The organism is Agromyces solani (genome assembly GCF_058349925.1).
In genome coordinates, this window is the sequence record NZ_JBYRER010000002.1 from 578,954 (window position 1) to 595,289 (window position 16,336).

General features: G+C 72.2%; 15 protein-coding genes. 9 read left to right on the forward strand and 6 right to left on the reverse strand.

Annotated features, from left to right (window positions below):
* The first annotated feature begins 35 nt into the window (after positions 1–35).
* From AC3RJ7_RS10400 to AC3RJ7_RS10420, 5 genes are all read left to right on the forward strand, one after another.
* Complete coding sequence (locus AC3RJ7_RS10400) at positions 36–452, forward strand: cytidine deaminase (protein ID WP_491455761.1); 417 nt, start codon at positions 36–38, stop codon at positions 450–452.
* A complete protein-coding gene (locus AC3RJ7_RS10405; RefSeq protein ID WP_491455762.1) occupies positions 449–1,756 on the forward strand; it encodes a thymidine phosphorylase in 1,308 nt (435 codons plus the stop codon). Before AC3RJ7_RS10400 ends, AC3RJ7_RS10405 begins: the two co-directional genes overlap by 4 nt.
* A gap of 109 nt (positions 1,757–1,865) precedes the next feature.
* Entirely contained in the window at positions 1,866–2,978 is a 1,113-nt protein-coding gene (locus AC3RJ7_RS10410) for an adenosine deaminase (protein WP_491456159.1), read from the forward strand.
* A 66-nt stretch (positions 2,979–3,044) separates the two neighbouring features.
* Entirely contained in the window at positions 3,045–3,497 is a 453-nt protein-coding gene (locus AC3RJ7_RS10415; protein ID WP_491455763.1) for a PTS sugar transporter subunit IIA, read from the forward strand.
* The gene (locus tag AC3RJ7_RS10420; RefSeq protein ID WP_491455764.1) at positions 3,494–3,778 is read left to right on the forward strand and encodes a PTS sugar transporter subunit IIB; all 285 of its coding nucleotides are present in this window, start codon (positions 3,494–3,496) and stop codon (positions 3,776–3,778) included. Before AC3RJ7_RS10415 ends, AC3RJ7_RS10420 begins: the two co-directional genes overlap by 4 nt.
* Before the next feature lie 276 nt (positions 3,779–4,054).
* Here AC3RJ7_RS10420 and AC3RJ7_RS10425 read toward each other — a convergent pair whose 3' ends face one another.
* Positions 4,055–5,779, reverse strand: coding sequence for a phospho-sugar mutase (locus AC3RJ7_RS10425; RefSeq protein ID WP_491455765.1), 1,725 nt, complete (start codon positions 5,777–5,779; stop codon positions 4,055–4,057).
* A 31-nt stretch (positions 5,780–5,810) separates the two neighbouring features.
* Positions 5,811–6,638, reverse strand: a complete 828-nt coding sequence (locus AC3RJ7_RS10430) for a purine-nucleoside phosphorylase (RefSeq protein WP_491455766.1) — start codon at positions 6,636–6,638, stop codon at positions 5,811–5,813.
* 85 nt (positions 6,639–6,723) lie between these two features.
* On the opposite strand from AC3RJ7_RS10430, the gene AC3RJ7_RS10435 reads away from it, so the two are divergent.
* From AC3RJ7_RS10435 to AC3RJ7_RS10450, 4 genes are all read left to right on the forward strand, one after another.
* Complete coding sequence (locus AC3RJ7_RS10435) at positions 6,724–8,154, forward strand: NAD(P)H-quinone dehydrogenase (protein ID WP_491455767.1); 1,431 nt, start codon at positions 6,724–6,726, stop codon at positions 8,152–8,154.
* A 101-nt stretch (positions 8,155–8,255) separates the two neighbouring features.
* Positions 8,256–9,758, forward strand: coding sequence for an amino acid permease (locus AC3RJ7_RS10440; RefSeq protein WP_491455768.1), 1,503 nt, complete (start codon positions 8,256–8,258; stop codon positions 9,756–9,758).
* Positions 9,759–9,925: 167 nt separating this feature from the next.
* The gene (locus tag AC3RJ7_RS10445) at positions 9,926–11,362 is read left to right on the forward strand and encodes a flavin monoamine oxidase family protein (RefSeq protein ID WP_491455769.1); all 1,437 of its coding nucleotides are present in this window, start codon (positions 9,926–9,928) and stop codon (positions 11,360–11,362) included.
* A 68-nt stretch (positions 11,363–11,430) separates the two neighbouring features.
* Positions 11,431–12,849 (forward strand): flavin monoamine oxidase family protein, encoded by a 1,419-nt coding sequence (locus AC3RJ7_RS10450; protein ID WP_491455770.1) that lies wholly within the window; start codon positions 11,431–11,433, stop codon positions 12,847–12,849.
* A 46-nt stretch (positions 12,850–12,895) separates the two neighbouring features.
* Here the strand turns inward: AC3RJ7_RS10450 and AC3RJ7_RS10455 are convergent, their stop codons facing one another.
* From AC3RJ7_RS10455 to AC3RJ7_RS10470, 4 genes are all read right to left on the reverse strand, one after another.
* Complete coding sequence (locus tag AC3RJ7_RS10455; RefSeq protein ID WP_491455771.1) at positions 12,896–13,291, reverse strand: GNAT family N-acetyltransferase; 396 nt, start codon at positions 13,289–13,291, stop codon at positions 12,896–12,898.
* Positions 13,288–13,761: a carboxymuconolactone decarboxylase family protein gene (locus AC3RJ7_RS10460; protein ID WP_491455772.1), complete on the reverse strand. Its 474-nt coding sequence runs from the start codon at positions 13,759–13,761 to the stop codon at positions 13,288–13,290. The genes AC3RJ7_RS10455 and AC3RJ7_RS10460 overlap by 4 nt, the downstream gene beginning before the upstream one ends.
* Positions 13,762–13,807: 46 nt before the next feature.
* A complete protein-coding gene (locus AC3RJ7_RS10465; protein ID WP_491455773.1) occupies positions 13,808–15,577 on the reverse strand; it encodes an acetyl/propionyl/methylcrotonyl-CoA carboxylase subunit alpha in 1,770 nt (589 codons plus the stop codon).
* 92 nt (positions 15,578–15,669) lie between these two features.
* On the reverse strand, positions 15,670–16,311 hold the full coding sequence (locus tag AC3RJ7_RS10470) for a Maf family protein (RefSeq protein ID WP_491455774.1): 642 nt from the start codon (positions 16,309–16,311) through the stop codon (positions 15,670–15,672).
* Positions 16,312–16,336: the final 25 nt, after the last annotated feature.

Below are 16,336 nucleotides of genomic sequence, written 5' to 3' on the forward strand. Positions count from 1 at the left end.
AGGCATCCGTCACCCATCTCGAACGGGGGAGCAGCATGACCGCCACCGACGCGATCGATTGGGCCGACCTGCGCGAGCGCGCGCGGGAGGCCATGGCCAAGGCGTACGTCCCGTACTCCGAGTTCCCCGTCGGCGCCGCCGCGGTCGTCGACGACGGCCGCATCGTCAGCGGCTGCAACGTCGAGAACGCCTCGTACGGGGTGACGCTCTGCGCCGAGTGCTCCCTCGTGTCGGCGCTCGTGATGTCGGGCGGCGGCAAGCTCGTCGCCTTCACGTGCGTCGACGGGCACGGCTCGACGCTCATGCCGTGCGGCCGCTGCCGCCAACTGCTCTACGAGCACTCGGCCGAGGGCATGGTGCTCGACACCGTCTCCGGCTTCAAGACCATCGACGAGGTGCTGCCCGACGCGTTCGGACCGCGCCAGCTCGCAGAATTCCGAGGAGCGAAATGACCGACGCCGCCATCGAACCGTTCGACGCGGTCGATCTCATCCGTGCCAAGCGCGACCGCCGCGAGCTGACGACCGACGAGATCTCGTGGCTCGTCGACGCCTACACGCGCGGATACGTCGCCGACGAGCAGATGTCGGCGATGACCATGGCGATCTTCCTCAACGGCATGGGCCGGCGCGAGATCCGCGACATGACCATGGCGATGATCGCCTCGGGCGAGCGCATGGACTTCTCGGGGCTCGGCAAGCCGACCAGCGACAAGCACTCCACGGGCGGCGTCGGCGACAAGATCACCCTCCCGCTCATGCCGCTCGTCGCGACCTTCGGCGTCGCGGTGCCCCAGCTCTCCGGCCGCGGCCTCGGGCACACGGGCGGCACGCTCGACAAGCTCGAGTCGATCCCGGGCTGGCGGGCCGAGCTCACCAACGACGAGATGTTCGCGCAGCTGCGCGACGTCGGCGGCGTCATCTGCGCGGCCGGTGCCGGGCTCGCGCCCGCCGACAAGAAGCTCTACGCCCTCCGCGACATCACCGGCACGGTCGAGGCGATCCCGCTCATCGCGTCGTCCATCATGTCCAAGAAGATCGCCGAGGGCACGGGCGCGCTCGTGCTCGACGTGAAGTTCGGCTCGGGCGCCTTCCTGCAGGACATCGAGCGCTCGCGCGAGCTGGCCCGGACCATGGTCGAGCTCGGCGAGGACGCCGGGGTCGCGACGAGCGCACTCATCACGAACATGAACGTGCCGCTCGGCCTCACGATCGGCAACGCGAACGAGGTGCGCGAGTCCGTCGAGGTGCTCGCCGGCGGGGGCCCAGCCGACGTGCGCGAGCTGACGATCGAGCTCGCCCGCGAGATGCTCGCGCTCGCCGGCCGCGACGGCGAGGACGTCGAGGCCGCGCTCGACGACGGTCGCGCGATGGACACCTGGCGCCGCTCGATCGAGGCGCAGGGCGGCGATCCCGATGCGGCGCTGCCCGTCTCGAAGGAGCAGCACGTCGTCACCGCCGACCGCGACGGCGTGCTCGTCGCCCAGGAGGCCCTGCCGTTCGGCATCGCCGCATGGCGACTCGGCGCGGGCCGTGCGCGCAAGGAGGACCCGGTGCACCACGCGGCGGGCATCGACCTGCACGCGAAGCCCGGAGACGCCGTGCGCGCGGGGCAGCCGCTGTTCACCCTCCACGCCGACGAGCCGGCGCGCTTCGAGCGTGCGCTCGCCGCCGTCGAGGGCGCCTGGCGCATCGGCGACGAGGGCGACCCCGTCGAAGACGGCGGCCCGCTCATCGCCGATCGCATCGGACGCTGATGCGCGCGGGCGCGCGGGGAGCGAACGCCTCGGGCGCAACGGGCCGGCGAGCTTCGAGATTGCCGAGACTTCGCGGCGACCTCGCCGCTATCGTTGTCTCGTGAACACGATTCCGACCGAGTACCGCCTCGAAGGCGACGGCACGAACCTCCAGGCGCTGCCGAAGGTCTCCCTGCACGACCACCTCGACGGCGGCCTGCGCCCGCAGACGCTCATCGAGCTCGCCGACGAACTCGGCCTCGAGGTGCCGGCGCCCGACGCCGACTCGCTCGCGACGTGGTTCACCGACCAGTCGAACTCGGGTTCGCTCGTCGAGTACCTGAAGACGTTCGACCTCACCACGGCCGTCATGCAGACGCGTGCGGGCCTCACGCGCGTGGCGCGGGAGTTCGTGCAAGACCTCGCGGCCGACGGCGTCGTGTACGGCGAGATCCGCTGGGCCCCCGAGCAGCACCTCACCCGCGGGCTCACGCTCGACGACGCGGTCGAGGCGGTGCAGGCCGGCCTCGAGCAGGGTGCCGACGACGTGCGGCACCAGGGCCGAGCCATCCGCACCGGCCAGCTCATCACCGCGATGCGCCACGCCGACCGCGGCCTCGAGATCGCCGAGCTCGCGGTGCGCCACCGCGATCGCGGCGTCGTCGGATTCGACATCGCCGGTGCCGAGGCAGGGTTCCCGCCGAGCCGGCATCGCACGGCGTTCGACTACCTCGCGAGCCAGTTCATGCCCGTCACGGTGCACGCCGGAGAGGCCGACGGGCTCGAGTCCATCCGCGGCGCGCTGCTCGACGGCCGTGCGCTGCGCCTCGGGCACGGCGTGCGCCTCGCGGAGGACCTCGTCATCGAGCGCCAGGACGACGAGAACACCTACGTGTCGCTCGGCCCGGTCGCCCAGTGGGTGCGCGACCGCGAGATCGCCCTCGAGACGAGCCCGTCGTCGAACCTCCAGACCGGCGCGATCGCGGCGTGGGGCGACGAGCTCATCGACCACCCGTTCGACCTGCTCTACCAGCTCGGCTTCCGGGTCACGGTCAACACCGACAACCGACTGCAGTCGGGCACGAGCCTCACGCGCGAGCTCGCACTGCTCAGCGACGCGTTCGGCTACGACCTCGACGACCTCGAGACGTTCCAGCTCAACGCCGCTGCCGCGGCCTTCCTGCCCCTCGACGACCGCGACGAACTCGCCGAGCTCATCCAGGACGGCTTCGACGAAGCCTGACGACGAGCCCTGCGGGCGGATGCCTCGAGCCTCCGCCGCTCCTCACGCCGCCCCGAACGGACCCAGATGAACCTCCCCCCGCTGCCCGACGACGCCGTCGTCATCGGAGCGCACGCCCCCGACTGGCGTGCCGCCGTCCGCGAGGCCGGTCGCGCCCTGACCCGCTCGGGCTCGACGCGCACCGAGTACGCCGACCGCATGGTCGCCGTCATCGAGGAGTTCGGCGCCTACGTGGTGATCGCCCCCGGGCTCGCGCTCGCGCATGCGCGTCCGGGGCCCGACGTCCGGCGGGAGGGCATCGCGGTCGTCACGCTCGCCGAGCCGGTGCCGTTCGGTCACCCGCACAACGACCCCGTCCGCGTCGTCGTCGGGCTGGCGGTGTCGAACGCCGAGGAGCACGTCGCCTCCGTCGCGACCCTCGCGAACGTGTTCAACGACCCCGGTGCGGTCGGCCGCATCGCGCGCGCCGTCGACGCCGCCGAAGTGCGGGGGCTGCTCGGGCTCGAGGCTGCGGCATGAAGATCGTCGCGGTCTGCGGCGCGGGCATCGGCACCTCGGCGATCCTCAAGGTGAACGCCGAGCGCGCGCTCGAGCGGCTCGAACTGTCGGCCGACGTCGATGCGAGCGACCTCGCCGGCGTCGCGGTGGCGGCGGCCGACGCGCAGGTCATCCTGACCTCGACCGAGCTGGCCGACGCCGTGCGCACGGCGATCGGGCGCAGCTTCACCGAGGTCGTCGAGGTCGTGAACTACTTCGACGTCGACGAGATCACCCGCCTGCTCGAGCGGTCGCTCGGCTGAGGCATCCCCGCCGCGCACGTCGTCCCCGCCCGCCGGCGGTTGCCGCACGCGCGGCGTGGCGGCACCTGGTGTACGCAGCGCCATCCCTCGTCGAGAGTGCAGTCGTCGCCCGTGCGCCGGGCGACGACTGCACTCTCGACGCAGAGGGGGGCGGCGTGCTCGGTGCGAGACGCACCGAGGGTGCACTCCTCGCCCGCCTTCGGGCGACGAGTGCACGCTCGGCGAAGATCATCGAAGCGCACGAACGCCGAGGTTCGTGCGCCGCGCGTCCCGAGCTCAGGCCACGAGTTCGCGCATGCCGGCCTCGAGCGCGGCGATCGTCGCCGTCGCGGCGGCGCGGCGCTCGGCGACGGTGCCCTGATCGGCGACGGCGTCGAGGTAGACCTTGAGCTTCGGCTCGGTGCCGCTCGGACGGACCATGACCCGTGAGCCGCCCTCGAGCACGATGCGCAGCACGTCCGACGGGGGAAGCTCGCCGAACCCGTCGGCGAGGTCTTCGATGCGCTCCACCCGGATGCCGCCGACCGAGGCCGGCGGTTCGGCGCGCAGGCGTGCCATGACCGCGCCGATGCGCGAGAGGTCGGTGACCCGGATCGACACCTGGCCGGAGGCGTGGCAGCCGAACTTCTCGACGAACTCGTCGAGGTGGTCGGCGACGGTCCGGCCGGCGGCCTTGAGCTCGGCCGCGAGCGAGAGGAACGCGGCGGCGGCCGAGATGCCGTCCTTGTCGCGGACGACGCCGGGGTTCACGAGGTAGCCGAGCGCCTCCTCGAAGCCGAACACGAGGCCGGGCGCGCGCGAGATCCACTTGAAGCCCGTGAGCGTCGCCTCGAAGTCGAGGCCGTAGGCGCGGGCGACCGCCTCGAGCCCGGGGGAGGAGACGATCGAGCAGGCGAGCGAGCCGATCGGTCCGCCCTCGCCGGTCGCGGACTCGGCCGCACGACGCGCGGCGAGCCAGCCGAGCGTGAGTCCGACCTCGTTGCCGGTGAGCCGTCGATAGCCGGCGCCGTCGGGCGCGGAGGCGTCGGGGATCGCGATCGCGAGCCGGTCGGCGTCGGGGTCGTTCGCGACGACGAGCTCGGCGTCGACCGCGCGTGCGCGCTCGAACGAGAGGTCCATCGCGCCCGGCTCCTCGGGGTTCGGGAACGAGACCGTCGGGAACGCCGCGTCGGGGGCGATCTGCGCCTCGACGAGCGTCGGGGCGTCGAAGCCGGCGGTCTCGAGCACGCGCGCCGCCGTCTCCCAGCCGACGCCGTGCATGGCGGTGTAGACGACGCGAGGCTGCGCGGCGGGCCTGCCGGGTGCGGCGCTCGCGGCCGTCTGCCGCACGTACTCGTCGACGACCGACTCGGGCGCCGTCTCGAACCCGCCGCGCGGCAGGTCGCCCACCGTCGTCGAGGACGCGACGCGGAGGATGTGCGCCGCGATCTCGGCGTCGGCCGGTGCGACGATCTGGGAGCCGTGGTTCGCGCCGCCGAGGTAGACCTTGTAGCCGTTGTCGTTCGGCGGGTTGTGCGAGGCGGTCACCATGACGCCCGCCGACGTGTCGAGGTGGCGCACCGCGAACGCGAGCACGGGTGTCGGCAGGAGGCGCGGGAGCAGCACGGCGCGCACGCCCGCGCCCGCGAAGATCTCGGCGGAGTCGCGGGCGAACACGTCCGAGTTCTTGCGCCCGTCGTAGCCGATCACGACCGACGGGGTCGTGCCGGGCTCGGCGCGCTCGATGAGGTACGCGGCGAGGCCGGCCGCGGCCTGCGACACGAGCACTCGGTTCATGCGGTTGGGCCCGGCGGCGATCGCGCCGCGCAGGCCCGCCGTGCCGAAGGCGAGCCGGGAGTCGAAGCGGTCGGCGAGGTCGGTCGCGGCGCCGGCGTCGCCGCTCCGCACGGCCTCGACGATCGCGGCGAGCTCGGCGCGCGTCTCGGGGTCGGGGTCCTGTGCGATCCACGCCTCGGCGAGGGCGACGCGCTCGGCGTCGCGGGAATCGAGTTCGAGCGACATCCGTCGTCGTCCTTCCTGCCGCTGCGCTGCGTTACAGCGAGGCGACGATCTTCGCGAGCAGGGCGCTGATCACGGGCTCGGCGGCCTGGCCGGCCTCGATGACCTCCTGGTGGCTGAGCGGGGTCTTCTGGATGCCGGCGGCGAGGTTCGTGATGAGCGACATGCCGAGCACCTCCATGCCGGCCTGGCGGGCGGCGATCGCCTCGAGTGCGGTCGACATGCCGACGATGTGGCCGCCGATCGTCTTCGCCATCTGCACCTCGGCCGGGGTCTCGTAGTGCGGCCCCGTGAACTGGCAGTAGACGCCCTCGTCGAGGGTCGGGTCGATCGAGTGCGCGAGGTCGCGCAGCCGCTGCGAGTACAGGTCGGTGAGGTCGACGAAGGTCGCGCCCTCGAGCGGGGAGTCGGCCGTGAGGTTGATGTGGTCGCTGATGAGCACGGGAGTGCCGGGCTTCCACGTCTCCTTGATGCCGCCCGCGCCGTTCGTGAGGATCATCGTCGTCGCACCGGTCGCGGCGGCCGTGCGGACCGAGTGCACGACCCGTCGCACGCCGTGGCGCTCGTAGTAGTGGGTGCGGGCGCCGATCACGAGTGCGCGCTTGCCGGTCGGCAGCAGCACCGAGCGCAGCGTGCCCACGTGCCCCTCGACGGCGGGCTTCGAGAAGCCCGGCACGTCGGTCGCGGCGATCGTGTGGGTCGTCTCGCCGATGAGCTCGGCGGCCTTGCCCCAGCCCGAACCGAGCGTGAGGGCGACGTCGTGCCGCTCGACGCCGGTCAGGGCGGCGATCTGCGCCGCGGCCTCGCGGGCGATTTCGAACGGGTCTGCTGAGGGCGCGTCGAGCGGGTTGGCATCGTGCATCCCACCACTCTAGAGCGCGGGGGATGCTTCGGGCACGGCCCTGCTCATGTGCTGGCCGGGCTCGGGGAACTGACAGAATGTGAGCATGGCCTACGAGTTCGAGCGCACGCAACGGATCGCCGTCCTCGGAGGGGGGCCCGGCGGGTACGAAGCCGCCCTCGCCGCGGCGCAGCTCGGGGCCGAGGTCACCCTCATCGAACGTGCGGGCGTCGGCGGGTCGGCCGTGCTCACCGACGTCGTCCCGTCGAAGTCGCTCATCGCCACGGCGGAGGCATCCAACGCCGTGAAGGAGGCCGCCGACCTCGGCGTGCAGTTCTACGCCAAGGGCGAGGCCGAGAAGGCCGTCAAGCCGCAGGTCGCGATCAACCTGGCCGCCGTGAACAAGCGCCTCCTCGGCCTCGCGGCGCAGCAGTCGGAGGACATGCGCTCGAACCTCCTCGAGGCGGGCGTGCACCTCGTGCAGGGCGAAGGCCGGCTCGACGGACCCAACGCGGTGATCGTCGCGACCGCGAAGGGCGGCACCGACTTCGACCGCATCGAGGCCGACACGCTCGTGCTCTCCGTGGGCGCGACGCCGCGCGTGCTGCCGACCGCGGTACCCGACGGCGAGCGCATCCTCACCTGGACCCAGCTCTACCAGCTCGAGCAGGTGCCCGAGCACCTCATCGTCGTCGGCTCGGGCGTGACGGGTGCCGAGTTCGCCTCGGCGTACCGCGCCCTCGGCGCGAAGGTCACGCTCATCTCGAGCCGCGACCAGGTGCTCCCGGGCGAAGACCAGGACGCCGCGACCGTCATCGAGAAGGTGTTCAAGCGCAACGGCATGAAGGTGCTCAACAAGTCGCGCGCCGAGTCGGTCGTGCGCGAGGGCGACGGCGTCGTCGCCACGCTCTCCGACGGCCGCCAGGTGCACGGCTCGCACTGCCTCATGGCGGTCGGCTCGGTGCCGAACACGCGCGACCTCGGGCTCGAGCAGGCGGGCGTGCAGCTCGCCGAGTCGGGCCACATCCGGGTCAACCGCGTCGCGCGCACGTCGATGCCGAACATCTACGCCGCCGGCGACTGCACGACGTTCATGCCGCTCGCCTCGGTCGCCTCGATGCAAGGGCGCACGGCGGTGTTCCACGCGATGGGCGACGTCGTGAACCCGCCCGAGAACCGCAACATCACCTCCAACATCTTCACGCAGCCCGAGATCGCGACCGTCGGCTGGACCGAGAAGGAGATCGAGGAGGGCGTCGTGCCCGGCGTCGTCTACAAGCTGCCGCTCTCGTCGAACCCGCGCGCGAAGATGATGGGCATCCGCGAGGGCTTCGTGAAGCTGTTCGCCTCGAGCGGCTCGGGCTCGATCATCGGCGGCGTCATCGTCGCGCCGAAGGCGTCCGAGCTCATCTTCCCGCTCGCGCTCGCCGTCGAGCACCGCCTCACGGTCGACCAGTTCGCCGAGGCGTTCCCGGTGTACCCGTCGCTGTCGGGCTCGCTGACCGACGCGGCGCGCGCCATGCACGTCGTGCGCTGAGACCCGGCGCGCGCGCCCGCACCTCCGCCGCGGCGGGCCCGGGCGTACGCTGGGTGACACGCAGCGCCGCGCCCGCGGCGCGACGACGGCTTGGGGGAGCGATGAATCTACGGGTGAAGTCGGTCGAGGCGTCGATCGCCGATTCGGTCGACGAGACGCGCAGCCTGAAACGCTCGCTCGGCACGTGGGACCTCGCCCTCATGGGCATCGCGGTCGCCGTCGGCGCCGGCATCTTCTCGGTCGGCGCGCAGGCGGCGGCGAACTTCGCCGGGCCGAGCGTCATCCTCTCGTTCGTGCTCGCCGCGATCACGTGCGGCCTTGCGATCATGTGCTACGCCGAGTTCGCCTCGACGGTGCCGGTCGCCGGCAGCGCGTACACGTTCACGTACGCGACGATGGGCGAGCTCCTCGCCTGGATCATCGGCTGGGACCTCATCCTCGAGATGTTCACCGCCGCGGCCGTGCTCGCGAAATACTGGGGCGTCTACCTCTCCGAGGCGCTGCTCGCGTTCGGGCTCCCGTTCCCGGCGACGTTCTCGATCGGCGGCGTCGAGGTGAGCTGGCCCGCGTTCCTCATCGTCGCGGTCTTCACGGTGCTGCTCGTCGCCGGCACGAAGCTCACCGCACGGGTCGGCGCCGTCTTCACGCTCATCAAGGTCGCGATCGTGCTGTTCGTCATCGTCGTCGGCTTCTTCTTCGTGCAGGCGGCGAACTTCACCCCGTTCATCCCCGAGGCGGTGCCCACGGAGGGCGGCGCCGAGGACGTCTGGACGCAGTCGCTCTTCGCGTGGGCGACCGGTGCCGCGCCCGCGCAGTACGGCATCTTCGGCATGCTCGCCGCGGCATCCCTCGTGTTCTTCGCGTTCATCGGCTTCGACGTCGTCGCCACGAGCGCGGAGGAGGTGCGCGAGCCCCAGAAGCGACTGCCGCGCGGCACCTTCCTCGGCCTCGGCATCGTCACGCTGCTCTACGTGCTCGTCTCGATCGTGATGACGGGCATGGTGCCGTACACGGAGCTCGCCCAGGAGGAGACCCCGTCGCTCGCGACGGCGTTCCGCCTCGTGGGGCAGGACTGGGCCTCAGCGGTCATCTCGCTCGGCGCGCTCGCGGGGCTCACGACGGTCATCATGGTGCTGCTCCTCGGCCTCTCCCGCATCGTCTTCGCGATGAGCCGCGACGGGCTGCTGCCGCGCTGGCTCTCGAAGACGACCGAGCACACGAAGACGCCCGCGCGCATCCAGATCATCGGCGGCACCGTCGTCGCCCTCGTCGCCGCGTTCACCGACGTGGGGCTGCTCGAGGAGATGATCAACATCGGCACGCTCTCGGCGTTCGTGCTCGTGTCGATCGGGATCGTCGTGCTGCGCCGCACCCGCCCCGATCTCCCGCGCGGCTTCAAGGTGCCCTGGTCGCCCGTGCTGCCGATCCTGTCGGCGGCGCTCTGCGTGTGGCTCATGCTCAACCTCACGACGCTCACGTGGGTGCGGTTCCTGGTCTGGCTCGCGCTCGGCGTCGTCATCTACCTGCTCTACGGCCGTCGCCGTTCGCGCCTCGTGGGCGAGCAGGTCAGCGAGGTGGAGCTGCCCACCGCCCAGGGCGCCTGACGCCCGGTCTCCCCGGCGGCCGGTGCCGGCCGTCCGACTTCGCGCTCATCATGTCAACACCGTTGACACCGTTGTTCACACATCGATAGTCTCCGAGCATCCAGCGTCGGCGCGATGATGCACGCCGCGACCGACCCACCGGTACGACGAGGTTCCAGGAGGCGGACATGTCAGGGACGCGACCGAGCAGCACGACGACGACCGGCAGGGGAGGGGTGACGCGACGTGCCGTGCTCGTGCTCGGCGCCGCAGGTGCGGCGGGTGCGGCCACGCTGGCCCTCACCGCGGGCGCCCGTCCGCCGGCCGCCGTGCTCGGCGGCGACCGACGCATGTGGGATGCGATCGTGCTCGGCGCCGGGGCATCCGGACTCGGCGCGGCCCGCACGCTCGCCGACGCCGGCCGGACCGTGCTCGTGCTCGAGGCCCGCGACCGGATCGGCGGACGTATGTGGACCGACCGCACGAGCATGTCGATCCCGGTCGAGCGGGGCGCCGAGCTCGTGCACGGCAGCCGCGCCTCGACCTGGGACCTCATCGCCGCCGAGGGCATCGCGACGCGCCGGCAGCAGTCGATCCGGGGCCGGCTCGCGCCGGGCACCCCGTGGCTCGACGGCACGAGGTACGAGTCGCTGAAGTTCCCGCTCGGCGTGCCCGCCGGCCCGCTTCCCGACCCCGAGCCCGGCGAGACCGCGCTCGCCTGGCTGACACGGGCGGGCATCCCGCCCGAGAACTACCCGATCCTGCTCGCAGCGATCGAGGTCGACTCCGAGCAGTTCGACGTCCTCCCGGCCGACTGGGTCGTCGACACGGTCGCGTGGGCGATCGCCGAGCAGGATGTCCCGGGCTCGACGCCGTTCGAGGAGCCGTACGACGACCACCGCGTCATCGGCGGTTACGACCAGGTGCTCCGCCCGCTCGCGGCCGGGCTCCCGATCCGGCTCGACACGCGCGTCCACACCGTCGAGCATCGCGCGGGACGTGTCGACGTGCACACGAGCCGGGGGAGCTTCAGGGCGAAGACGCTCGTCGTCGCCCTGCCGGGCGGCGTGCTGAAGCGCGGGGACGTGACCTTCGACCCGCCGCTGCCCGCCGAGCGTCGCGCCGGCTTCCAGGAGATCGAGTACCTGCCCGTCTTCAAGGGCATCCTCGAGTTCGCCGCGCCAGTGCTGCCGCCGGGGCATGCGGTGCCGCGCGAGTGGGATGTGATGACGACCTTCTCGAAGCGTCCGCCGAGCCTCTGGAACGCCTCCATCGGCACGCCCGGCTACGCGGGCGAGGTCGTGGTCGCCTGGGCGACCGGCGGCGTCGCCCAGGACCTGCTCGACCTGCCGGAGGCCGAGCGGCTCGCTGCGGCCCTCGACAACGTCCGCACCGCGGTCGGCGACCAGGGGCTCCAGTCGGTCGATGCTTCGACGTACGACTGGTCGAAGGACGAGTTCGCGCGCGGCGCCTACCCCGGCCCGTTCTCGCGTCGCACGGGCCTCAACGGCCCGATCGCCGACACGATCTTCTGGGCCGGCATGGTGACGAGCACGATCCACTCCTCCCGCAACTCGGGCATCACGGCGGCGAAGCAGGCGCTCACCGCGCTCGCGCTCCGCTGACGCCCACGCACCCTGCAACACCCGCACCACCTTTCACGAGACGACGAGGTTCCAGGAAGGCAGGACAGATGTACGACGAGGGAACGAACCGACCGGCCGGACTCACCCGGCGGACCCTGCTCGCGGCCGGGGCGGCCGGGGCGGCCGGCGCGGTCGGGGTGCTCCTCACCGGCGGAGCGCCGCCGAAGCCCGGCGACTGGCAGAGCAGGACGTGGGACGCGATCGTGATCGGAGCCGGTGCGGCCGGCCTCGGTGCCGCGCGCACCCTCGCGGACGCGGGGCGCAGCGTCATCGTGCTCGAGGCGCGCAACCGGATCGGCGGTCGCATGTGGACCGATCGCACGAGCATGTCGATCCCGTTCGAGCGCGGCGCGGAACTCGTGCACGGCAGCACCGTGTCGACGTGGGGGCTGATCGACCAGCTCGGCCTCCAGACGCACCGGCAGACGGAACTCTGGGGGCGTCTGACCCCGCAGACGCCATGGGTCGACGGCGGCGACTACGCGTCGTGGCACTTCCCGCTCGGGGCGCCGTCGTTCCCGAACGGGCTGCCCGAACCGACCGCCGGCGAGACCGCGCTGCACTGGCTCGAGCGCGTCGGCATCGTCCGCGCGAACTACCCGATCATGCTCGCCGTGATCGAGGTCGACGCGGAGCAGTTCGACGTACTGCCGGCCAAGCCCGCCTTCGAGGCGGTGAAGACGGCGCTCAAGTTCGTGGACCTCTCCGGGCCGATCCCGCCGCAGGAGTACGGCGACTACCGGATCATCGGCGGGTACGACCAGGTGCTGCAGCCACTCGTCGCGGGCATCCCGCTCGTGCTGAACGCGCGGGTGCAGACGGTCGAGCACGCGCCGGGCCGGGTCGAGGTGCACTCGACCCAGGGCGCCTTCAGGGCGAACTCGGTGGTCGTCGCCCTCCCCGGAGGGGTGCTGCAGCACGGCGACGTCGTGTTCGACCCGCCGCTTCCGCCCGCGCAGGTCAACGCCTTCCAGGAGATCGACTACCTGCCGGTCTTCAAGGCGATCCTCGAGTTCGCGCATCCCGTGCTGCCCCAGGGACACGCGGTGCCGCCGAGCTGGGATGTCATGGCGACGTTCTCGAAGAACCCGCCCAGTCTCTGGAACGCCTCGATCGGCACACCAGGCTACGGCGGCGAGCTCGTCGTCGCCTGGATGACGGGCGGCAAGGCGCAGGAGCTGCTCGACCTGCCCGAGTCGCAGCGCTTCGCCGCGGCACTCGACAGCGTCCGCACGGCGACCGGGGACCAGGGCCTGCAGTACGCGCGCGCGTCGACGTACGACTGGTCGAAGGACCAGTTCGCCCGCGGCGCCTACTCGGAGCGGTTCACCCGGGGCACGCAGCTCGCGGCGCCGGTCGACGACACGATCTTCTGGGCGGGCATGATCACGAGCACGATCGCGTGGTCGCGCGACACGGGCATCGAGGCCGCGAACCAGGTGCTGGCCGCGCTCGCCGCACGCTGAACCGCGCGTCGAACGGGCGGCGCGGCGCTCGGCGCGCCGCCCCGGCTCAGCGCCGGCCGCGGATCGCGTCGAGGTGCTCGGGGCGGCGCGGCACGACGTGCGAGGCGTATTCGGGATGCTTCGGCAGCCACGCCCGCACGTACGGGCAGACCGGCACGATCGCGAACCCCTCGGCGATCACGTCGTCGACGACCGCCCGCACCAGCAACGAGGCGAGGCCCTGCCCCGCGTAATCCTCGGAGACCCCGGTGTGGATGAGCACCCTCTCGACGATGCCGTCGCGGTCGACGTCGACGTATTCCTCCTCGCCGATGACGAGGGCGGAGGCCGACTCGGTCGCATCGCCATCGATTCCGACGGCGCCATCGGCGGCATCGTGGTCGAGCAGCACGTAGCGCGCCTCGGCCGGCCGATTCTCGACGGTGAACCGTTCGCGCGTCATGCGTGCACCTTTCCCTCGGCATCCCGCGGCCGGACGGGGTGCTCGCTGAGGATCGAGATCCGGTTGAAGAGGTTGATGGTCGCGGCCACCCACTCCGCCGCGACGAAGGCCGACTCGCCCAGCACGTTCCGGGCGGCGGCGAGGTCGGCCTGCGCGTCGTCGGTCAGCGGCAGCCGGGTCGCCGCCTCCGCGACGGCGAGCACCGCCTCCTGCCGCGCCGAGTAGCGGTCGCTCTCCCGCCACGCGGGCAGGAGGTCGAGCTGCTGCTGCGGGATGCCGGCCGCCCTGGCCTGCCTCGAATGCAGGTCGAGGCAGAAGGCGCAGCCGTTCAGCTGCGACGCGCGGACCTTGATGAACTCCATCTCCTCGGCCGAGAGACCGAGCTCCGCGGCCTCCCGTGCGACGACGGCCGAGTAGGCGGACGCCGCCTGCCACGAGGCCGGACCGGCCTTGTCGAGGTACGGACGCATCGTGCGGGCTCCTCTCCGCGGACGGCCGGAGGCCGGGCCGGGACGTCTACGCGTCGGCGATCGAGAGGAGCAGGTGCCCGCTCGAGACGGTCGCGCCGGGCTCGGCGTTGATGCCGCCGATGACGCCGTCCTTGTGGGCGACGATCGGCTGCTCCATCTTCATCGCCTCGAGCACGAGCACGAGGTCGCCCTTGACGACCTTGTCGCCCTCGGCGACGGCGACCTTCACGACGGTCGCCTGCATCGGGGCCTTCACGGCGTCGCCCGTGCCCGTGTCGACGGCGTGCGAACCGGTGCGGCGACGCGGCGCCGGACCAGCGGTGTGCGAGAAGGATGCCCCGCCGGCGAGCCGCTTCGGCAGGCTGACGTCGATGCGACGCCCGGCGACCTCGACCACGACGTTCGTGCGCGCGGCGGGACCGCTGGTCTCCTCGAGCTCACCGGACCACGGCTCGAGCCGGTTGTCGTACTCGGTCTCGATCCAGCGCGTGTAGACGGAGAACGGCTCGTCGCCCGCCGGTGCGAACGCCGGGTTGTCGACGATGTCGCGGTGGAACGGCAGCACCGTCGGGAGCCCCGCGACCTCGAACTCGTCGAGTGCCCGGCGGGCGCGCTCGAGGGCGTCCTTGCGGTCGCGACCGGTCACGATGAGCTTCGCGAGCAGGGAGTCGAAGGCGCCCGAGATCTCGTCGCCGCTCGTGACGCCCGAGTCGACGCGCACGCCGGGGCCGCCGGGGAAGCGCAGCTGGTGGATCGGACCGGGGGCGGGCAGGAAGCCCCGGCCCGGGTCCTCGCCGTTGATGCGGAACTCGATCGAGTGACCGGTCGTCGTGGGGTCGGGGTAGTCGAGCACCCCACCCTCGGCGAGGCGGAACTGCTCGCGCACGAGGTCGAGGCCCGTCACCTCTTCGGAGACCGGGTGCTCGACCTGCAGGCGCGTGTTCACCTCGAGGAACGAGACGGTGCCGTCCTGGCCGATGAGGAACTCGCAGGTGCCGGCGCCGACGTAGCCGACCTCCTTGAGGATGGCCTTCGACGCCGAGTACAGCGCCTCGACCTGGGCCTCGGTGAGGAAGGGCGCGGGCGCCTCTTCGACGAGCTTCTGGTGGCGGCGCTGCAGCGAGCAGTCGCGGGTCGAGACCACGACGACGTTGCCGTGCTGGTCGGCGAGGCACTGCGTCTCGACGTGGCGCGGCTTGTCGAGGTACTTCTCGACGAAGCACTCGCCGCGGCCGAACGCCGCGACCGCCTCACGGGTGGCCGACTCGAAGAGCTCGGCGACCTCGTCGCGGTCCCGGGCGACCTTGAGGCCGCGGCCGCCGCCGCCGAACGCCGCCTTGATGGCGACGGGGAGGCCGTGCACGTCGACGAAGTCGAGCACCTCCGAGGCATCCGCCACGGGGTTGAGGGTGCCGGGTGCGAGCGGGGCGCCCACCTTCTCGGCGACGTGCCGTGCCGAGACCTTGTCGCCGAGGCGTTCGATCGCCTCGGGCGACGGGCCGATCCAGATGAGGCCCGCGGCGATGACCGCTCGGGCGAAGTCGGGGTTCTCGGCGAGGAACCCGTAGCCCGGGTGCACGGCGTCGGCGCCCGAGCGCCGCGCGACCGAGAGGATCTTGTCGATGACGAGGTACGTGTCGGCGCTCGTCGTGCCGTCGAGGGCGTAGGCCTCGTCGGCGAGCTTCACGTGGCGGGCGTCCCGGTCCTGGTCGGCGTACACGGCGACCGAGCCGATGCCGGCGTCGCGGGCGGCGCGGATGACGCGGACGGCGATCTCTCCACGGTTGGCGATGAGGACCTTGGTGATGCGCGGCATGACCCCCAGCCTATTGCGCGGGGCCGCCATCACTTTGGGCGACCTCCACAAAATGAACGGAAGTCTCTTGCGGCAGCCGACAATCGCGCGGATCAGGTCGTGCGGTTCCAGAGCGCGGTCCAGTCGACGCCGAGCTCCCGCACGAGATCGCGCAGGGTCGACAGCGAGAGGCCGACGACGGTCGACGGGTCGCCCTCGACCCGTCGGATGAACGGCCCGCCGAGCGAGTCGACGGTGAACGCCCCGGCGACGAGGAGCGGTTCGCCCGAGGCGATGTACGCGTCGATCTCGGCCTCGTCGAGCGCCGCGAAGCGCACGGTCGCGACATCCGGCCGGCCGACGGCGCCGTTCGCCCGGCCGCCGCGGTGGTCGATGAGCCAGTGCCCCGACCACAGGTCGCCGTGGCCGCCGTTCTGGGCGAGCCAGCGCGCCTTCGCCACCTCGGGCGTGTGCGGCTTGCCGTGGATCGCGCCACCCGTGAGGAATGCGGAGTCGCCGCCGAGGATGAGGCCGTCGATCGGCTCGCCGCCGGGTTCGGCGCCCACCAGCGCCTCGGCCTTGGCCCGCGCGAGCAACTGCACCATGTCGGGGGCGGCCAACGGCCCGTCGACGGCCTCGCGCGCCGCGACGGCGGCCTCCTCGTCGACGCCCGGCGCTACCGCGATCGGCTCGATCCCCGCAGCTCGCAGGGTCTGCAGGCGGGCGGGCGAGGTCGAGGCGAGGTAGAGGCGCATCCTCCCATCCTGCCCGCGGTCAGGC